Below are 19,584 nucleotides of genomic sequence, written 5' to 3'. Positions count from 1 at the left end.
AAGTACGGACATATAAACGTGTTCAATCCAATATACGGTCCAAAGAAGGTATTTTTATGCACAGTGAGTTGGACGCCTACGATCGCCGCATCCTGGCCTTGCTTCAAGAAGATGCGTCGCTGTCCAGCGCGCAGATCGCTGAGCAGGTCGGCCTGTCCCAGTCGCCCTGTTGGCGCAGGATTCAACGGCTCAAGGAGGAAGGGGTGATACGCGGCCAGGTGACATTGCTGGATCGCAGGAAAATCGGCCTTAACACGCAGATATTCGCCGAGGTCAAACTCAACGCCCACGGCCGTTCCAACTTCACCGAGTTCACCGAGGCGATTCGCGGGTTTCCGGAAGTGCTGGAGTGTTACGTGCTGATGGGGGCAGTGGATTTCCTGCTGCGCATCGTGACGTCGGACATCGAGGCGTACGAACGGTTTTTCTTCGAGAAGCTGTCGATGGTGCCGGGGATTCAGGAGGTCAATTCGATTGTGGCGCTGTCTGAAATCAAGTCGACCACCAGCCTGCCAGTATTGCGCTGACCGGGTGGACCTTATCGGGGGCGAGCCCCCTCCCACACTTGGAATGCATTTCAAATGTGGGAGGGCTGGCGGCCGATTGCAATGTTACAGACGCAGCAGGGTCTTCCACGCACGGTTCTGATACACCGCAATCGCCTGGTGCATCCGCGCATCCAGCGACTCATCGGTGATCGGCTGGTTGGCCAGTAGCGCCAACTTGTTCAGCTCGCCGTAGAGACGATCCAGTTCCGGAATGTCCAGCACATGGCGGGCGTGGTGTAGCCAGGCCTGAATGCGTTCGATACGTGGCAGTTGCTCGGCCAAGTCTTCCGGCTGCTGCTGGTAGCGTGGCAGTTGCAAGGCGACGGCGTCGTCGGCCAGCAGGCGCGGCAACCAGTTGGCGATTTGCGCGGCGCCCTGGCGGTTGCCACGCACGTTGCGGTCGGCGGTCCAAGTGCGGGCCATCAACCAGCGCGACGTGTTGAGTGAGAACAGGCCCCAGCGCACGTCTTCCAATTCTTCGGCGAATTGTTCCGGTGCGGCTTTACGGATGTCTTCATCATCGTCACCGGCCTGCACCAGTGGGCGCCAGTCTTCCAGCAGCGCGTCCAGCGCAGTGCGCAGTTCGCTGGTGGACTGGCGGGGCGCGGCCTGGCCGAGGCTGCCGACCAGAGCGCGCAGTTCGCCGAGGTTATCGACCCAGTCCTGCAGCAGGCGCCAGTGGCCGTTGAAACGGTATTGTTCAGCCAGGCGCTGGCTGCTGCCGAGCAGGTGCCACATCAGGGCGGCGAAAGCATCGTCCAGCGGCATTTCGGCGTGTAGCTGTGGCGCCGGCAGGCTCAGGGAGTAACTGCTGGCGTCATACAGGCGGTAGCCGCGCTCGGCCTTGCTGATATCGCATGGCATCAGCGCCAGGGTGGCGGCCAGTTCGGCGGCCAGTTCCAGCAGGGCGGCCGGCTCGCCTTCGCGCAGTTCCAGTTCCAGCTCGCAGATTTCTTCTTTCTGTTTGCCGGCCACTACATGGCCCAGGTCCAGAGCGGCTTCGATCACTACCTTGGCCTTGCCGCGGCCCCAGGCGATTTCGGCGCGTTCACGCACGAAGTCGGTGGTAAAAATCGGCTTGAGGTTTTTTTTGTCCAGCTCGGCCAGTTGCTCGGGCCAGCACTCGCCGTCGAGTTTCTTCACGTCGAGCTTGGCTTTGGGCAAGTCCCAGTTGTACTCGTTGCGTTCCGACAAGCCGGCGACGCTCTGGCCACGGGTCTTGAGGGTTTGAATGATGTCGTCACCGTCCTTGCGCAGGCGCAGGGCAACCTTGGCCTGGGCCAGGTCGCGCTCGGGGGTGTCGAAATACTGGTTCATCAACTCACGGCGTTCCCAGCCACTTTTGTTGCGTTTTTTCAGTAACGGGTGCTCACGCAGCGCGGCGAGTGTTTCGCGGCTGACGCGGAGCTTGATTTCGGTTTCTTTCTGCATGGCCGGAAAATCCAGGATCGGGAGCGCAGCCGGGGAAAAGAGTGGCTGCCAAGGTCGTGCAGTGTACAGGACTGAGCCCGGCAACGCGCCGCAACGGTTTATTGTGTCGTGCAGATGCCTCTATAGTGAGGTTCATCCGGGAAGTGGGGAGACTGTATATGCCGTTGCCGTCCATGAAAGAGCAGTTCGCCGCGTTGATTGCCGCGCCGTCGGTCAGTTGCACCCAGGCGTCCCTGGACCAGACCAACCGCCCGGTGATCGACCTGCTTGCCGGCTGGCTGGGTGACCTGGGGTTCAGCATCGACATCCAGACCGTCAGCCCAGGCAAATTCAATCTGCTCGCCAGTTTCGGCAGCGGCCCTGGCGGCCTGGTGCTGGCCGGGCATAGCGACACCGTGCCCTATGACCCCGCGTTGTGGAAAACCGACCCGCTGAAACTGACGGAAATCGACGGTCGCTGGGTAGGATTGGGCAGTTGCGACATGAAAGGCTTTTTCGCCTTGATAATCGAGGCAGTGTTGCCGCTGCTGGATCAACCGTTCAAGCAGCCCTTGCTGATCCTCGCTACCTGCGATGAAGAAAGCTCCATGTCCGGCGCCCGTGCGCTGGCCGAGGCCGGTCGCCCACTGGGCCGCGCGGCGGTGATTGGCGAGCCGACGGGCCTCAAACCGATCCGCCTGCATAAAGGCGTGATGATGGAGCGCATCGACATTCTCGGTCGCAGCGGCCATTCGTCGGACCCCAGCCTCGGCCATAGCGCCCTTGAAGCCATGCACGATGCCATCGGTGAACTGCGCGGCCTGCGCCTGGCCTGGCAGCGCGAGTACCGCAATCCGCAATTCAGCGTGCCGCAACCGACCCTGAACTTCGGCTGCATCCACGGCGGCGACAACCCCAACCGCATCTGTGGCCAATGCTCCCTGGAGTTCGATTTGCGCCCCCTGCCCGGTATGGATCCTCAAGTGTTGCGCGATGCCATTCGGCAGAAGCTCCAATCGTTGGCCGAGCGCCATCAAGTCAAGATCGACTACGCGCCGCTGTTCCCGGCGGTGCCGCCATTCGAGCAGCCGGAAGACGCCGAGCTGGTGCGGGTTGCGGAACGTTTGACCGGTCATCGTGCCGAAGCAGTAGCGTTCGGCACCGAAGCGCCTTATCTTCAGCGCCTTGGTTGTGAAACCCTGGTGCTCGGCCCTGGCGATATCGCCTGTGCGCACCAGCCGGGCGAATACCTCGAAATGTCACGCCTGACGCCTACAGTGCGTCTATTGCGGGATTTGATCGAACATTACTGCCTGAAACCCGCATAAATTAACCCCTGCCTGTTCGTACATAGAAGGAGAGTGAGCGTGTCGCCAAGCCTGTTCCGACGATAACCATCAGCCCGCCGTGCGCTTTCACGATTCATCCTTTTTTGGCTGCTTTTTATTACAGGCCCAGGTGTTATGCCCGAATACGTCAATTGGCTTCGTCATGCTTCCCCTTACATCAATGCCCACCGCGACTGCACCTTTGTGGTCATGTTGCCGGGCGATGGTGTGGACCATCCCAACTTCGGCAATATCGTCCACGACCTGGTGCTGCTCCACAGTCTGGGCGTGCGCCTGGTGCTGGTGCACGGTTCGCGTCCACAGATCGAAGCGCGCCTTGAAGCGCGCGGCCTCACCCCGGCTTACCACGAAGGCATGCGCATCACCGATGCCGCTACCCTGGAGTGCGTGATCGATGCGGTCGGCCATCTGCGTATCGCCATCGAAGCGCGCCTGTCGATGGACATGGCCTCATCGCCCATGCAGGGCTCGCGCCTGCGGGTGGCCAGCGGCAATCTGGTAACTGCACGCCCCATCGGCGTACTCGAAGGCGTGGACTACCACCACACCGGCGAAGTGCGCCGGGTCGACCGCAAGGGCATCAATCGCCTGTTGGACGAGCGCTCTATCGTCTTGCTGTCGCCCCTGGGTTACTCGCCCACCGGAGAGATTTTCAACCTGGCCTGCGAAGATGTCGCTACTCGCGCCGCGATCGACTTGGGGGCCGATAAATTGCTGCTGTTCGGTGCCGATCTCGGCCTGATCGATGAACATGGGCGTTTGGTGCGCGAGTTGCGTCCGCAGCAAGTGCCGGCGCATTTGCAGCGCCTGGGCAGCAGCAACTACCAAGCCGAATTGCTCGACGCAGCGGCCCAGGCTTGCCGGGGCGGGGTAGGGCGCAGCCATATCGTCAGCTACGCCGAAGACGGCGCGCTGCTCACCGAACTGTTCACCCGCGACGGTGGCGGTACGTTGGTGGCTCAGGAGCAATTCGAGTTGGTGCGCGAGGCGGCGATTGAGGACGTCGGTGGCCTGCTCGACCTGATCAGCCCGTTGGAAGAGCAGGGCATTTTGGTGCGCCGCTCGCGGGAAGTGCTGGAGCGCGAAATCGAGCAGTTCAGCGTGGTCGAACGCGAAGGCATGATCATCGCCTGCGCGGCGCTGTACCAGATCGCCGATTCGGATGCCGGTGAACTCGCGTGCCTGGCGGTGAACCCCGAATACCGCCACGGCGGGCGCGGCGATGAGCTGCTTGAGCGCATCGAAACCCGCGCCAGGGCTCAGGGCTTGAAAACGTTGTTCGTCCTCACCACCCGCACTGCCCATTGGTTCCGGGAGCGTGGGTTTGTGCCAAGCAGCGTGGACCGTCTGCCGTCCGCGCGCGCCTCGCTGTACAACTACCAGCGCAATTCGAAGATTTTCGAAAAAGCCCTCTAAGCGCCGCGTAAGACTGTAGGTGCGAGTCAGCTCGCGCCTACTTTTTTGTGGGCTTTTTCAGAACTTGCCGAGCGCTTGGGGTGCGACAACGTGACAGTCGTAAAGCGCCACAAACCCTTCAGAAAGCTTGATTTTGACCGATACCGTAAGCGCTGTACGGCGTAGATTGCGTGGCGAAGACGCTGCCCTGGCCCTTCGGTTGCTACGACACTGTAATCAAAAGAAGCTGTTGCGATACAAAAACTGTAACAAATTGACGGGAGGATATGCGTTTAGCCATCATGGCGTCGCCTTTTTGATCGTGAGTGACGTATGCAGCATTACGTCTACTCTTTACTGATCTAAATAGCGCCAAAAAAAATACTTTTTAGGAATTACCATCCAGATAGGTTCGTCTACTCTGACCTACCCGATCTACGCAATGGCTTATTCCAAAACAGTATGAAAAAGAATGAAACAATTCTTTTTGGGTGTATGTAAAACTCATTACCCTGCAGGGACCAAATCAACAGCGGTTAGACGAAAGTAGTAGACACACTAGGTTACGATTGACTTGGTAGTCACTATCTGGCGCTAATCGCGCATCTGTGGATCGAGGGCGTCAGACCCGAGACCAAAGAACTACAAAAATTAGAAACGAGAGGAGCGGTACATGAAGAAGTCCACCTTGGCATTGGCTGTAGCCCTGGGCGCAATCGCTCAGCAAGCAGGCGCTGCTGGTTTCATTGAAGATAGCAAGGCAAGTGTCAGCTCGCGCACTCTGTATTTCGATAACGATCAACGTGACGGCGGCAGTGATCAGCGCGAAACAGCCACCGGCTTGAAGTTCAACTACCTGTCTGGCTTCACTCAAGGCGTGGTTGGTTTTGGTATTGATGCTCAGGCATTGGTCGGTTTCCACTTAGATGGCGGCAAAGGCCATCACCCGAACAGCAACACCTTCGTGCCAAGTGACACCGACGGTTCTGCGGTGAGCAGCTGGAGCAGCGCAAGTGCCAACGTCAAGGCCCGCTTCTCCAAGACCGAAGCGCATCTGGGTGGGGCTTTGGCACCGAACCTGCCGATCCTGATTGCGAGCGACGGTCGTCTGCTGCCGCAAACCTTTGAAGGCGGCACTGTTACCTCCAAAGAAATCGACAATGTGACCTTTAACGCCGGTCAACTTGAGCACGCTACTGGCCGTGCGTCGAGCAACAGCACCGGGCTGGCCGTTAACGGCGGCACCCAGGAAAGCAACAAGTTCATGTTTGGCGGTGCCGACTGGAAGGTCACCAAAGACCTGACGCTGCAGTACTACTACGCCAACCTGGAAGACTACTACAAGCAGCACTTCCTGGGCCTGGTCCACGTATACCCGATCAGTGAAGGTCAATCGTTCAAGACCGATCTGCGTTACTTCGACAGCAGCTCCGACGGCAAGAACGGCGACGTTGGCTACCGTTTCAACAACAACGGCGGCTACGCGAAGAACACTGGCGAGGTTGATAACAAAACCTGGAGCGCCATGTTCACCTACTCCCTGGGTGGCAACGCCTTCATGGTCGGCCACCAGCGCGTCAGCGATGACGGCGGTTTCGTCTGGCTGAACCAGGGCAGTGTCGTGGATGGTCGCGGTCGTAACGAAGGTGCTGGCGGTTCGAGCTTCTACCTGTTCACCGACAGCATGATCAACTCGTTCGTCCGTGCGGGTGAAAACACGACCTTCGGTCAATACTCGTATGACTTCGCCGCATTGGGTGTTCCAGGCCTGAAAACCTCGATTGCCTACCTGCATGGCGACAACATCAAAGCCGTGGGCGGTGGTGGTGATCAGTCCGAGTGGGAACGCGATATGCGTATCGACTACACCATCCAACAAGGTGTGCTCAAAGGCTTTGGTACCACTCTGCGTCACGGTGCTTACCGTGGTAGCGGCACCGGCATCCAAGACCAGGATCAGACTCGCCTGATCTTCAACTACACCTACAGCTTCTTGTAAGGTTGTATGGAAGAAACCTCGCATATTGCGAGGTTTCTTCGTTTACTCAAGTCGGGCTCACCCCCGTAAGCCCTTCCTGAACCCCTCTTTGTGCAGCGTCTCAAGGCCTTCTCGAACCTTGAAATTGATGATGCACCGCCTCCGTTTCGCCGTCCAATGAACGATTTTTAATATTCTTTTATCGTCTAGATAAATCGATATTTATTCTTTTTAAAATAGCCACAACCCATGCACAGTGGGCTCCATAAGCACTCATCAGGAGCCACACCATGAGCCTCAGACTGGGCGATATCGCCCCCGACTTCGAACAGGATTCCAGCGCCGGCAAAATTCGTTTCCACGAGTGGTTGGGCGATAGCTGGGGAGTGTTGTTTTCCCACCCGGCCGACTTCACGCCGGTATGCACCACCGAGCTGGGCTTCACCGCCAAGCTCAAAGACGAATTCGCCCAGCGCGGCGTCAAAGCCATCGCGCTGTCGGTTGACCCAGTGGACTCGCACCACAAGTGGATCGAAGACATCAACGAAACCCAGAACACCACCGTCAACTTCCCAATCCTGGCCGATGCCGATCGCAAGGTCTCTGATCTCTACGACCTGATCCACCCCAATGCCAGCGACACCCTCACCGTGCGATCGTTGTTCGTAATTGACCCAAACAAAAAGATTCGCCTGACCATCACCTACCCGGCCAGCACCGGGCGCAACTTCCATGAAATCCTGCGGGTGATCGACTCGCTGCAATTGACCGATAACCACAAGGTCGCCACGCCCGCCAACTGGCAAGACGGGGATGAAGTGGTGATCGTGCCGTCGCTCAAGGACGAGGACGAGATCAAGAAACGCTTTCCAAAGGGCTATCGCGCAGTGAAGCCGTACCTGCGGCTGACCCCGCAGCCCAATCGTTGACGCTATCGCCTCGGGGGCAAGCCCTCCTCTCGCAGACGATGTACCGCATCTGTAACTGAATCAAAGCAGGGGTTTTCAGGCCGTTTCCACGGCCTTTTTTTTCGCCTGACGATTGATAAAGTGCATATGTTTTTAAGGAATAAACAAATGAAAAAATAAGATTTATAGATATATGAATCAGCTGATAAGGTCTGTTCCATCTTGGCGCCATCGCCACTTCAGCGAACCGCCGGCACTTGCTCAAGGAATTCCTGCATGTTGGTCGTAACACTCGGAGGCAGTCCCAGCCAGCGTTCCCGCTCCGGGGTCTTGCTGGAAAAAACCCGTCAGTGGTTGCAACACAAAGGCGTGGAAGTAGTGAGTTACCAGGTACGGGACTTCCCGGCCGAAGACTTGCTGCACGCTCGGTTCGACAGCCCAAAGGTCATCGACCTGCTGGAGCAGGTCGCCAACGCCGACGGCCTGGTGATCGCCACGCCGGTTTACAAGGCTTCGTTCTCCGGCGCGTTGAAAACCGTGCTCGATCTGCTGCCTGAGCGGGCCTTGGCCCATAAGGTGGTGCTGCCAATGGCTACCGGCGGCAGCATCGCGCACATGCTGGCAGTGGATTACGCGTTGAAGCCAGTGTTGTCGGCGCTCAAGGCGCAGGAGTTGCTCCACGGCATTTTTGCCGAAGACAGCCAGATCGCCTATGGCGAAGGCAGTGCCCAGGCGCAGTTGGTGCCGGTGCTGGAGCAGCGATTGTACGAGGCGCTAGAGACGCTCTACGGCGCCATGGCCCGTCGCCCGAAACCCCTTGATCCGCATGTATTGAATGAACGTTTGTTGAGTGCTCGCTGGAGCATTTAAGCCGTACCTGAAACCTGGAAACACTCACCTTACTCAGCCGCCAACGGCCAAGCAGGTGCAGCCAAAACCCCTCATCGCATTTTTGGAGAGAGCGCCATGCGCACTGTCATCTTGCGTCGTGGTCTGGTCGCACTGTTTGCTGCGGCTGTGTCCTTCGGCGCCATTGTTCAAGCTCACGCCGCCGAGACCCTGCGGATCGGTTATCAGAAATACGGCACCTTGGTCCTGCTCAAGGCCAAGGGCACCCTGGAAAAACGTCTGGCCGCCCAAGGCGTGCAGGTGCAGTGGACCGAGTTTCCTGGCGGCCCGCAGTTGCTTGAAGGTCTGAACGTCGGCTCCATCGACTTCGGCGTGACCGGCGAAACCCCGCCGGTCTTCGCCCAGGCGGCCGGTGCCGATCTGCTCTACGTGGCCTACGAGCCACCGGCACCGACCAGCGAAGCGATCCTGGTGCCCAAAGACTCACCGATCAAATCGGTGGCCGAGCTCAAGGGCAAGAAAATCGTGCTCAACAAAGGCTCCAACGTGCATTACCTGCTGGTGCGCGCCTTGGAGGACGCCGGCCTGAAATACAGCGATGTGCAGACCGTATTCCTGCCGCCTGCCGATGCCCGTGCGGCGTTCGAGCGGGGCAGTGTGGATGCGTGGGTGATCTGGGACCCCTACCAGGCCGCCGCCGAGCAACAACTGCAAGCACGTACCCTGCGTGACGGTACTGGCATCGCCGACAACCATCAGTTCTACCTGGCAACCAAACCCTACGCCGAACAGCACCCCGACGTGATCACCGCGTTGGTGGAAGAGGTGCGTGCCGTGGGCGAGTGGTCCAAAGCCAACCCGCAGGAAGTCACCGACCAAGTCGCGCCGCTGCTCGGCCTGCCGGCTGACATCACCCTCACCTCGGTAAAACGCCAGGGCTACGGCGCGCTGTTCCTGACCCCGCAAGTGGTGGCCGCTCAACAGAAAATCGCCGACAGCTTTTACCAACTCAAATTGATCCCCAAGCCCTTGAGCATCAAGGACGTGATCTGGACGCCTCCGGCCGCTGTTGCTAAAGCGCCGTAATCCGACTTCTTCAGGAGACAACTCCATGAGCCTCAATATTTTCTGGTTCCTGCCTACCCACGGCGACGGTCATTACCTTGGCACTGCCGAAGGCGCTCGCGCCGTGGACCACGGTTACCTGCAACAAGTCGCCCAGGCTGCCGATCGCCTGGGCTTCGGCGGGGTGCTGATCCCCACCGGGCGTTCCTGCGAAGACTCGTGGCTGGTGGCCGCTTCTCTGATCCCGGTGACCCAACGTCTCAAGTTCCTGGTCGCACTGCGCCCGGGGATCATTTCCCCGACGGTGGCCGCGCGCCAGGCCGCGACCCTGGATCGTTTGTCCGGCGGGCGGGCGTTGTTCAATCTGGTGACCCGTGGCGACCCCGAAGAACTGGCCGGTGATGGCCTGTTCCTAAGCCACGAAGAGCGCTACCAGGCCTCGGTGGAGTTCACCCGTATCTGGCGCCGCGTACTTGAAGGCGAAACCGTGGATTACGACGGCCAACACATCAGCGTCAAAGGCGCCAAATTGCTCTACCCGCCGATCCAGCAGCCACGGCCGCCGCTGTACTTCGGTGGCTCCTCCGAAGCGGCCCAGGACCTGGCGGCCGAACAGGTGGAAATGGTGCTGACCTGGGGCGAACCACCGGCCGCCGTGGCCGAGAAAATCGAACAAGTGCGGGCCAAGGCCGCCAAGCTCGGGCGCACTGTACGCTTCGGCATTCGTCTGCATGTGATCGTGCGCGAAACCAATGACGAAGCCTGGAAAGCCGCCGACAAACTGATCTCCCACTTGGACGACGACACCATCGCCCGCGCCCAAGCCTCACTGGCGCGCTTCGATTCGGTGGGCCAGCAACGCATGGCCGCCTTGCACGGCGGCAACCGCGACAACCTCGAAGTCAGCCCCAACCTGTGGGCTGGCGTCGGCCTGGTTCGCGGCGGGGCGGGTACAGCGTTGGTAGGCGACGGCGCAACCGTGGCCGAGCGCGTAAAAGAATACGCAGCGCTGGGCATCGACACCTTTATTTTCTCCGGTTATCCGCACCTGGAAGAGTCGTACCGCGTGGCCGAATTGCTGTTTCCGCACCTGGATGTCGAGCGTCCAGAACTGCCGAAAAGCGCCGGATACGTGAGCCCGTTCGGCGAAATGGTCGCCAACGATATCCTTCCCAAAGCGGCGTCACAGAGCTGAGGCGGCGCGATGAACCTTGAAAAAGTGAGCCATCGCGTGGCGCCTTGGGTGCTGCCGCTGCTGTTGCTGGCGGTGTGGCAGGTGTCGGTGTCGGCGGGGTGGTTGTCGACGCGCATCCTGCCGGCGCCGAGCGCGGTGATCGAGGCCGGGGTTAACCTGGTGCGCAGCGGTGAAATCTGGACGCACCTGGCCATCAGCGGCTGGCGCGCGGGCCTGGGTTTTGTGATCGGCGGCGTTATCGGCCTGGCTCTGGGCTTTATCACCGGGCTGTCGACATGGGGCGAGCGCCTGCTCGACAGCTCGGTGCAGATGATTCGCAACGTGCCGCACCTGGCGCTGATCCCGCTGGTAATCCTGTGGTTCGGCATTGACGAAACGGCGAAGATTTTCCTGGTGGCCCTCGGCACGCTGTTCCCGATCTACCTGAATACCTACCACGGCATTCGCAACGTCGACCCGGCGCTGGTGGAGATGTCGCGCAGTTACGGGTTGTCCGGGTTCAGCCTGTTCTGGCAGGTGATCCTGCCGGGCGCGTTGCCGTCGATCCTGGTGGGCGTGCGCTTTGCGCTGGGCTTTATGTGGTTGACGCTGATCGTGGCGGAAACTATTTCGGCCAGTTCCGGTATTGGTTACCTGGCGATGAATGCCCGCGAATTCCTGCAAACCGACGTGGTGGTGCTGGCGATCGTGATGTACGCGATCCTCGGCAAACTGGCGGACCTGGCCGCGCGCGGTCTGGAGCGGGTGTGGCTGCGTTGGCATCCGGCGTACCAAACGCATAAAGGAGGTGCGGCATGACCGCTCAACAACCTCCACGCCTGCTCAAGGGGATTCCCCTGGCGGTGCGTAAGTTGCGCAAAGCCTTCGGCACGCGGGAAGTGCTCAAGGGCATCGATCTGCACATTCCGGCGGGGCAATTCGTCGCCGTGGTGGGGCGCAGCGGTTGCGGCAAAAGTACCTTGCTGCGCCTGCTGGCCGGGTTGGACGACGCCAGCGGCGGAGAGCTGCTAGCCGGTTCCGCACCCCTGAGCGCGGCCCGTGAAGACACGCGATTGATGTTCCAGGAAGCGCGTCTGCTGCCGTGGAAAAAGATCATCGACAACGTGGGCCTGGGCCTCAAAGGCGACTGGCGTGCCAAAGCACTGCAAGCCTTGGACGCGGTGGGGCTGGCCGAGCGCGCCAATGAATGGCCGGCGGCCTTGTCCGGTGGCCAGAAGCAACGCGTGGCGTTGGCTCGCGCGCTGATCCACCAACCGCGCCTACTGTTGCTCGATGAGCCGCTGGGCGCGCTGGATGCCCTGACCCGCATCGAGATGCAGCAACTGATCGAAAACCTTTGGCAGCAGCATGGCTTTACCGTGCTGCTGGTGACCCATGACGTCAACGAAGCCGTGGCGATTGCCGACCGGGTGATCCTGATCGAAGACGGTGAAATCGGTCTGGACCTGATCGTTGACCTGCCCCGCCCACGGGCCCGTGGCTCCCACCGCCTGGCCGCGCTGGAAGCCGAGGTACTCAACCGCGTGCTGTCACTGCCCGGTACACCGCCCGACCCCGAACCTGTTTCACCGCTGCCGACGCAATTGCGTTGGGCGCAATAACTCACCTATCCCCATGAAGAGAGAACGACATGACTATTAAAGCCATCAACGTGCGTAACCAGTTCAAAGGCACCATCAAGGAAATTGTGGTCGGTGACGTGTTGTCGGAAATCGACGTGCAGACCGCCTCCGGCATCGTCACCTCAGTGATCACCACTCGCTCGGTCAAAGAGCTGGAGCTGGTCATTGGCAGTGAAGTGATTGCCTTTGTGAAATCAACCGAGGTGTCGATCGCCAAGTTGTGAACTGGCTTGAGGTCGTCATCGGGGGCAAGCCCCCTCCCACCTTTTGAAAGTATTCACAAGTCAAAGTGTGGGAGGGGGCTTGCCCCCGATGGGATCGCCCCAGTCAACGCAAGGCTCAACGCTTGGGCAGGTAAGCCGGTAGATACAGCCCCACATACGCATCGAACACCCGCATGCCTTCCTCGGCCATGCGCGGCGTGATCAGCCCATGCTGATGCACCGAGCGCGCGTACACGCGGTCGCTCAGCTCCAGCGCCAGGGCGAACACATCCACATCGCTGGGCAGTGTCGGCACCTCGAAGTGGTGGTTGAAAACCTTGAACATCAGGTCGCCCAGTTCCAGATCATGTTGGCGGTCGGCCTGGGTTACTTCGGTGAGGCCATGCTGCGCCAGGATCAATTGGCGCGCGGCGGCATCCTGGTCGTAGATGGTGAGCATGCGTTGCTCGACGATGCAGGACAGATCGCGCCATTGCTTGAGGGGTTCATGATCGATGGGCGCCTGAATCGCCGCACGAAAGGCCCCATGCACATCGGCGGTCAACGCCTCCAGCAGCGCCGGCACGCTGGAGAAGAAGTGATAAACCGACGACGGTGGAATCTGCGCGCGTTCTGCCACGCTGTAGATCGACAGACTTGCCACGCCTTCGGCGGCCAGCAGGGTGCGGGCGGCATCGAGAATCGCATCGATCCGCGCCTGGCTGCGGGCGCGGGGTTTGCGAGGGGCGGCGGGGCGGGTGGTCATGGAAGTCTCCTACAAGGCAGCGGGCATTGTATGAGCAGGAATCTGTGTTGTCTGCCAGGCAGCTATCGGGGGCAACCCACTCCCACATTTTTGATCTGTGAATACATACCAAGTTTGGGAGGGGGCTTGCCCCCGATAAGACCGACCCGGTCTCTCAGAACAGCCCCATAAAAAAAACGCCACAGACCCAAAGCCTGTGGCGTTTTTTTATCGCGGCAACCGCTTACACGGTATGCAGGTACCAGTTGTATTCAAGGTCGGAGATGGAGTGTTCGAACTCTTCCAGCTCACTTTCCTTACAGGCGACGAAGATATCGATGTACTTAGGATCGATGTACTTGGCCATCACCTCGCTGTCGTCCAACTCGCGCAGGGCATCGCGCAGGTTGTTCGGCAGGCTCTGCTCGTTTTGCTCGTAGCTGTTGCCTTCCACCGGAGCGCCAGGCTCGATCTTGTTGGTCAGACCGTGGTGCACGCCTGCCAGGACCGAAGCCATCAGCAGGTAAGGGTTGGCGTCGGCGCCCGCCACGCGGTGTTCGATACGCACCGCATCGGCCGAGCCGGTTGGTACGCGAATCGCCACGGTGCGGTTGTCCAGGCCCCAGCACGGCGAGTTCGGCACGTAGAACTGTGCGCCGAAACGGCGGTAGGAGTTGACGTTAGGGCACAGGAACGCCATTTGGGCGGGTAGGGTCTCCAGCACACCGCCGATCGCGTGACGCAATGCGGCGTTCTGCTCGGGATCCTCGCTGGCAAAGATGTTCTTGCCGTCCTTGTCCAGGATCGAAATGTGTACATGCAAACCGTTGCCTGCCTGGCCTGGGTAAGGCTTGGCCATGAAGGTGGTGTCCATCTCATGGTCGTAGGCGATGTTCTTGATCAGGCGCTTGAGCAGTACGGCGTAGTCGCAGGCCTTGATTGGGTCGGCCACGTGGTGCAGGTTCACTTCGAACTGCGCCGGGGCACTTTCCTTGACGATGGCGTCGGCCGGGATGCCTTGCTCTTTGGCACCTTCCAGAATGTCCTGGAGGCAGTCGACGTATTCGTCGAGGTCGTCGATCAGGTAGACCTGTGTCGAGTGCGGGCGTTTGCCGGAGATCGGCGAGCGGGGCGGTTGTGGGCGGCCGTTCACGTTCTCCTGGTCGATCAGGTAGAACTCAAGCTCGAAGGCGGCGCAGATGGTCAAACCGAGGTCGTCGAATTTGCTTACAACCTGGCGCAGGACTTCGCGCGGATCGGCGAAGAAAGGTTCACCTTCCAGTTCGTGCATGGTCATTAGCAGCTGCGCGGTAGGGCGCTTTTGCCAAGGTTCATTGCACAGGGTGTCGGGGATTGGATAACAGATTCGGTCAGCATCGCCGATGTCCAGACCCAGGCCGGTGCTTTCCACCGTCGAGCCGTTGATATCCAGGGCAAATAAAGAGGCAGGCAGGTTAATGCCCTTCTCGTAAACCTTGTGGAGGCTGGTGCGTTCGATGCGCTTGCCGCGCACCACACCATTCATATCCGCAATTAGAAGGTCTACGTACAGAACCTCAGGATGATCCTTAAGGAACGCGTTCGCTTCGTTAAGCTGAACGGCACGCGGGGGTACCGACATGATGCAACACCTTTGTTGTTAAAAATATCAATCATTGATCTTTTCTGGTTTCAGTCAACCCGAACGGCATGCCGAAGTCAAGCGAGGCCTTTTTTGCCCTAAAAAAGCGCCGTGACGGCTTTTTTGGGGCTTTTCGGGGCGTTTTTTCCGCTTTGAACGGCTTGGGCACCGCAGGCTTGAGCGGGCCGTGTTGTATTTTTTACGGGGGTGTTGTGTAAAAAAATGAACAAGGCTAAGCTCGATTCAAACCCATAACAGCAATAATACCGGGGTGCTTCATGTCTCGCCTGCCGCTAATCGGCGTCTCGGCCTGCTTCACACGGGCTTTGTCATCCGTTCACCCATCCTGCGTGAATACCCATGCCCCGGCCAATATTCTTGACGCCTCGGGCGACCTTTTTCCTGCCCCTTCACTCACCGCGCCTTCGCCTCTGAAGGGCGCCGACCCCGGGTGCCGCTCATGATTCTGCACGACTTTGGCGTGAGGAATGCATTACCACCCCAAATGGCAGGTAAGCTCCTACCCTGAGTGAAGAAACGACGCGGATGCTGCGTCAACCAACGCCTGGCCTTTAATGGATGCCAGGAAACCCAGCCCAGAGGCATTTATGAGTAACAACCTCGACCAGCTCACCGATTGGTTGAAAGACCACAAGATCACAGAAGTCGAATGCATGATTGGCGACCTCACCGGTATCACCCGAGGCAAGATTTCGCCGACCAACAAGTTCATCGCCGAAAAAGGCATGCGCCTGCCCGAGAGCGTTCTGTTGCAGACCGTGACCGGCGACTATGTCGAAGACGACATTTATTACGAATTGCTCGACCCGGCCGACATCGACATGATCTGCCGCCCCGACCAGAACGCGGTGTTCCTGGTGCCCTGGGCCATCGAGCCCACCGCACAGGTGATCCACGACACCTACGACAAGCAAGGCAACCCCATCGAGCTGTCGCCGCGCAACGTGCTCAAGAAAGTCCTCAAGCTCTACGCCGATAAAGGCTGGCAGCCCATCGTGGCGCCGGAGATGGAGTTCTACCTGACCAAACGCTGCGAAGACCCGGACTTCCCACTGCAACCGCCGATTGGTCGTTCCGGTCGCCCGGAAACCGGTCGCCAGTCCTTCTCTATAGAAGCGGCCAACGAATTCGACCCACTGTTCGAAGACGTCTACGACTGGTGCGAGCTACAGGAACTGGACCTCGATACCCTGATCCACGAAGACGGCACTGCGCAGATGGAAATCAACTTCCGTCACGGCGATGCGCTATCCCTGGCCGACCAGATTCTGGTGTTCAAACGCACCATGCGTGAAGCCGCGCTCAAGCACGATGTGGCCGCCACTTTCATGGCCAAGCCCATGACCGGCGAGCCCGGCAGCGCTATGCACCTGCACCAGAGCATCATCGACATCGCCACCGGCAAGAACGTCTTCTCCAATGAGGACGGGACCATGAGTGAGCTGTTCCTCAACCACATCGGCGGCCTGCAGAAATTCATCCCTGAATTGCTGCCGTTGTTTGCGCCCAATGTGAACTCGTTCCGCCGCTTCCTGCCGGATACCTCGGCGCCGGTGAACGTGGAGTGGGGCGAAGAAAACCGCACCGTGGGCCTGCGCGTACCGGATGCCGGCCCGCAGAACCGCCGCGTGGAAAACCGCCTGCCGGGCGCCGATGCCAACCCGTATCTGGCGATTGCCGCCAGCCTGCTGTGCGGTTTTATCGGCATGGTCGAAGGCCATAACCCGAGCGCGCCGGTGGTGGGTCGTGGTTACGAGCGACGCAATCTGCGCTTGCCGCTGACCATTGAAGATGCCCTGGAGCGTATGGAAAACAGCAAGACCATCGAGAAATACCTGGGGCACAAATTCATCACAGGCTACGTCGCGGTCAAGCGGGCCGAGCATGAAAACTTCAAGCGCGTCATCAGTTCGTGGGAGCGGGAATTCCTGCTCTTTGCCGTCTGATGCGCCGGGCGCGCCCTTTGAACGGCGCGCCCTTCACTGAAAAGTCTAGGAGATCGGTATGTCCAGCAACAACCCGCAAACCCGTGAATGGCAAGCCTTGAGCAGTGATCACCACCTGGCGCCGTTCAGCGATTTCAAGCAATTGAAAGAGAAAGGCCCACGAATCATCACCAAAGCCCACGGCGTGTACCTGTGGGACAGCGAAGGCAACAAGATCCTCGACGGCATGGCCGGCCTGTGGTGCGTGGCGATCGGTTACGGTCGCGATGAACTGGCCGACGCCGCCGCCAAGCAAATGAAAGAACTGCCGTACTACAACCTGTTCTTCCAGACCGCTCACCCGCCGGTGCTGGAACTGGCCAAGGCCATTTCCGACATCGCCCCAGCCGGCATGAACCACGTGTTCTTCACTGGTTCCGGCTCCGAAGGCAACGACACCATGTTGCGCATGGTCCGCCACTACTGGGCGATCAAAGGCCAGCCGAACAAGAAAACCATCATCAGCCGCAAGAATGGCTACCACGGTTCCACCGTGGCCGGTGCCAGCCTGGGCGGCATGACTTATATGCACGAGCAGGGCGATTTGCCGATTCCGGGCATCGTCCATATCGCCCAGCCGTATTGGTTCGGTGAAGGCGGCGATATGAGCCCCGAAGAGTTCGGCGTGTGGGCTGCCAACCAGCTTGAAGAGAAGATCCTGGAACTGGGCGTGGACAATGTCGGTGCCTTTATTGCCGAGCCGATCCAGGGCGCCGGCGGCGTGATCGTACCGCCTGAGACTTACTGGCCGCGCATCAAGGAAATCCTCGCCAAGTACGACATTCTGTTTGTCGCCGACGAAGTGATCTGCGGTTTCGGCCGTACCGGTGAGTGGTTCGGTAGCGATTTCTATGGCCTCAAGCCGCACATGATGACCATCGCCAAGGGCCTGACCTCGGGTTACATCCCCATGGGCGGCCTGATCGTGCGCGATGACGTGGTGGCCGTGCTTAACGAAGGCGGCGATTTCAACCATGGCTTCACCTACTCCGGTCATCCGGTAGCGGCGGCAGTCGCACTGGAAAACATCCGCATCATGCGCGATGAACAGATTGTTAAGCGTGTACATGACGAAACGGCACCCTATTTGCAGAAACGTCTGAGGGAGCTGGCGGATCACCCTCTGGTGGGTGAAGTGCGTGGCGTCGGCATGCTCGGTGCGATTGAACTGGTGCAGGACAAGGCCACGCGCAAGCGTTACGAAGGCAAGGGCGTGGGCATGATTTGCCGCACGTTCTGCTTCGAGAATGGCCTGATCATGCGCGCCGTGGGCGACACCATGATCATTTCGCCGCCGCTGGTGATCAGCAAGACGGAAATCGACGAGCTGGTGACCAAGGCTCGCCAGTGCCTGGACCTGACTTTGGCGGCATTGCAAGGCTAAGTGCTAGGCTCAGTGCTCAGCGCACCGAGTGGTTATAAATGTGGGGGCTTTGGTTGAAAGCCGGCCCCTGAACTTGCCAGACTGTCGCCCTGTTTTGTTGCCCATTGGCTGGGCTGCGGAACATACATAGCTTGTGGCCCAAAAAAGAAAAAATTGGAGCATCACCAAATGAAGGCATTAGGTTTGAAGAACGCGGGCAAGACCCTCCTCGCCTTGTCCCTGATGGGCGCAATGGCAGGCGCGGCCCAGGCAGACGATAAAGTGCTGCACGTCTACAACTGGTCCGACTACATCGCACCGGACACCATCGCCAACTTTGAAAAAGAGTCGGGCATCAAAGTGGTGTACGACGTGTTCGACAGCAACGAGACCCTGGAGGCCAAATTGCTGGCCGGCAAGTCCGGGTATGACATCGTCGTACCGTCGAACAACTTTCTGGCCAAGCAGATCAAGGCCGGCGTTTATCAGGAGCTGGACAAGTCCAAGCTGTCCAACTACGACAACCTGAACAAATCCCTGCTCAAAGCCGTGTCGGTCAGCGACCCTGACAACAAGCACGCCTTCCCGTACATGTGGGGCTCGATCGGCATCGGCTACAACCCGGAGAAGGTCAAGGCTGCGCTGGGCGTGGACAAGATCGACTCGTGGGACACGCTGCTCAAGCCTGAAAACATCGCCAAGCTCAAAAGCTGCGGCGTGAGCTTCCTTGATTCGCCGACTGAAATGTTGCCGATTGCCCTGCATTACCTGGGCCTGCCGACCGACACCCAGAAGAAAGATGACCTGAAGAAAGCCGAAGAACTGTTCCTGAAGATCCGTCCTTCGATCGGTTACTTCCACTCCTCCAAGTACATCTCCGACCTGGCCAACGGCAACATCTGCGTAGCCGTGGGTTATTCGGGTGACATCCAGCAGGCCAAGTCCCGCGCGGCTGAAGCCGGTGGCAAGGTCAACGTGGCGTACGACATTCCGAAAGAAGGCGCCGGCAGTTTCTACGACATGGTCGCCATTCCTAAGGATGCCGAAAATGTCGACGCGGCCTACAAGTTCATGAACTACCTGCTCAAGCCAGAAGTCATGGCGTCGATCACCAACAGCGTGCGTTTCCCGAACGGTAACGAGAAGGCTACCGCCCTGGTCGACAAGGACATCACCAGCGACCCAGGCATCTACCCATCGGCGGATGTGCAAGCCAAGCTCTACGCCATTGCTGACCTGCCAGCCGCGACCCAGCGTGAAATGACACGCAGCTGGACCAAGATCAAATCAGGCAAGTAAGCCTTGAAACCTGTGGGAGGGGGAAACT

General features: G+C 59.3%; 17 protein-coding genes. 14 read left to right on the top strand and 3 right to left on the bottom strand.

Features of this window, described 5'->3' with window-relative positions:
- Positions 1–56: 56 nt before the first annotated feature.
- Positions 57–527: an Lrp/AsnC family transcriptional regulator gene (locus tag ABX75_RS08275; RefSeq protein WP_047881745.1), complete on the top strand. Its 471-nt coding sequence runs from the start codon at positions 57–59 to the stop codon at positions 525–527.
- Between the two features lie 84 nt (positions 528–611).
- On the opposite strand, the gene ABX75_RS08270 is transcribed toward ABX75_RS08275, so the two are convergent.
- Positions 612–1,979: an inorganic triphosphatase gene (locus tag ABX75_RS08270; protein ID WP_047881744.1), complete on the bottom strand. Its 1,368-nt coding sequence runs from the start codon at positions 1,977–1,979 to the stop codon at positions 612–614.
- Between the two features lie 158 nt (positions 1,980–2,137).
- On the opposite strand from ABX75_RS08270, the gene argE reads away from it, so the two are divergent.
- The 10 genes from argE to ABX75_RS08220 all read left to right on the top strand — a co-directional run bounded on the left by argE (position 2,138) and on the right by ABX75_RS08220 (position 12,543).
- Positions 2,138–3,286 carry an acetylornithine deacetylase gene (gene argE / locus ABX75_RS08265; protein ID WP_047881743.1) on the top strand — a complete coding sequence of 383 codons (1,149 nt, stop codon included), beginning with the start codon at positions 2,138–2,140 and terminating at the stop codon, positions 3,284–3,286.
- A 135-nt stretch (positions 3,287–3,421) separates the two neighbouring features.
- Positions 3,422–4,723 carry an amino-acid N-acetyltransferase gene (argA, locus tag ABX75_RS08260; RefSeq protein ID WP_034101368.1) on the top strand — a complete coding sequence of 434 codons (1,302 nt, stop codon included), beginning with the start codon at positions 3,422–3,424 and terminating at the stop codon, positions 4,721–4,723.
- A gap of 652 nt (positions 4,724–5,375) precedes the next feature.
- Positions 5,376–6,701, top strand: coding sequence for an OprD family outer membrane porin (locus tag ABX75_RS08255; protein WP_034115411.1), 1,326 nt, complete (start codon positions 5,376–5,378; stop codon positions 6,699–6,701).
- Positions 6,702–6,970: 269 nt separating this feature from the next.
- A complete protein-coding gene (locus ABX75_RS08250) occupies positions 6,971–7,609 on the top strand; it encodes a peroxiredoxin (protein WP_034115410.1) in 639 nt (212 codons plus the stop codon).
- Positions 7,610–7,864: 255 nt separating this feature from the next.
- A complete protein-coding gene (ssuE, locus tag ABX75_RS08245; RefSeq protein WP_034101365.1) occupies positions 7,865–8,458 on the top strand; it encodes an NADPH-dependent FMN reductase in 594 nt (197 codons plus the stop codon).
- Between the two features lie 96 nt (positions 8,459–8,554).
- Positions 8,555–9,523, top strand: coding sequence for a sulfonate ABC transporter substrate-binding protein (locus ABX75_RS08240; RefSeq protein ID WP_034101364.1), 969 nt, complete (start codon positions 8,555–8,557; stop codon positions 9,521–9,523).
- Between the two features lie 25 nt (positions 9,524–9,548).
- Entirely contained in the window at positions 9,549–10,697 is a 1,149-nt protein-coding gene (ssuD, locus tag ABX75_RS08235; protein ID WP_047881742.1) for an FMNH2-dependent alkanesulfonate monooxygenase, read from the top strand.
- 9 nt (positions 10,698–10,706) lie between these two features.
- Positions 10,707–11,495, top strand: coding sequence for an aliphatic sulfonate ABC transporter permease SsuC (ssuC, locus tag ABX75_RS08230; protein ID WP_047881741.1), 789 nt, complete (start codon positions 10,707–10,709; stop codon positions 11,493–11,495).
- Entirely contained in the window at positions 11,492–12,298 is an 807-nt protein-coding gene (gene ssuB, locus ABX75_RS08225) for an aliphatic sulfonates ABC transporter ATP-binding protein (protein ID WP_034101361.1), read from the top strand. Before ssuC ends, ssuB begins: the two co-directional genes overlap by 4 nt.
- A 29-nt stretch (positions 12,299–12,327) precedes the next feature.
- Entirely contained in the window at positions 12,328–12,543 is a 216-nt protein-coding gene (locus ABX75_RS08220; protein ID WP_003176783.1) for a molybdopterin-binding protein, read from the top strand.
- Between the two features lie 115 nt (positions 12,544–12,658).
- On the opposite strand, the gene ABX75_RS08215 is transcribed toward ABX75_RS08220, so the two are convergent.
- The gene (locus tag ABX75_RS08215) at positions 12,659–13,288 is read right to left on the bottom strand and encodes a TetR/AcrR family transcriptional regulator (protein ID WP_047881740.1); all 630 of its coding nucleotides are present in this window, start codon (positions 13,286–13,288) and stop codon (positions 12,659–12,661) included.
- Positions 13,289–13,511: 223 nt separating this feature from the next.
- Positions 13,512–14,888: a glutamine synthetase family protein gene (locus ABX75_RS08210; protein ID WP_034101359.1), complete on the bottom strand. Its 1,377-nt coding sequence runs from the start codon at positions 14,886–14,888 to the stop codon at positions 13,512–13,514.
- 608 nt (positions 14,889–15,496) lie between these two features.
- On the opposite strand from ABX75_RS08210, the gene ABX75_RS08205 reads away from it, so the two are divergent.
- The 3 genes from ABX75_RS08205 (at position 15,497) to ABX75_RS08195 (ending at position 19,556) form a co-directional block, all read left to right on the top strand.
- A complete protein-coding gene (locus ABX75_RS08205) occupies positions 15,497–16,855 on the top strand; it encodes a glutamine synthetase family protein (RefSeq protein WP_034101358.1) in 1,359 nt (452 codons plus the stop codon).
- 58 nt (positions 16,856–16,913) lie between these two features.
- Entirely contained in the window at positions 16,914–18,278 is a 1,365-nt protein-coding gene (locus ABX75_RS08200) for an aspartate aminotransferase family protein (RefSeq protein ID WP_034101357.1), read from the top strand.
- 183 nt (positions 18,279–18,461) lie between these two features.
- A complete protein-coding gene (locus ABX75_RS08195; protein WP_047881789.1) occupies positions 18,462–19,556 on the top strand; it encodes a polyamine ABC transporter substrate-binding protein in 1,095 nt (364 codons plus the stop codon).
- Positions 19,557–19,584 lie beyond the last annotated feature (28 nt).

Source organism: Pseudomonas sp. ARP3 (assembly GCF_001029595.1).
Lineage (GTDB): Bacteria > Pseudomonadota > Gammaproteobacteria > Pseudomonadales > Pseudomonadaceae > Aquipseudomonas > Aquipseudomonas rhodesiae.
This window is presented reverse-complemented; position numbering and strand designations above follow the sequence as displayed.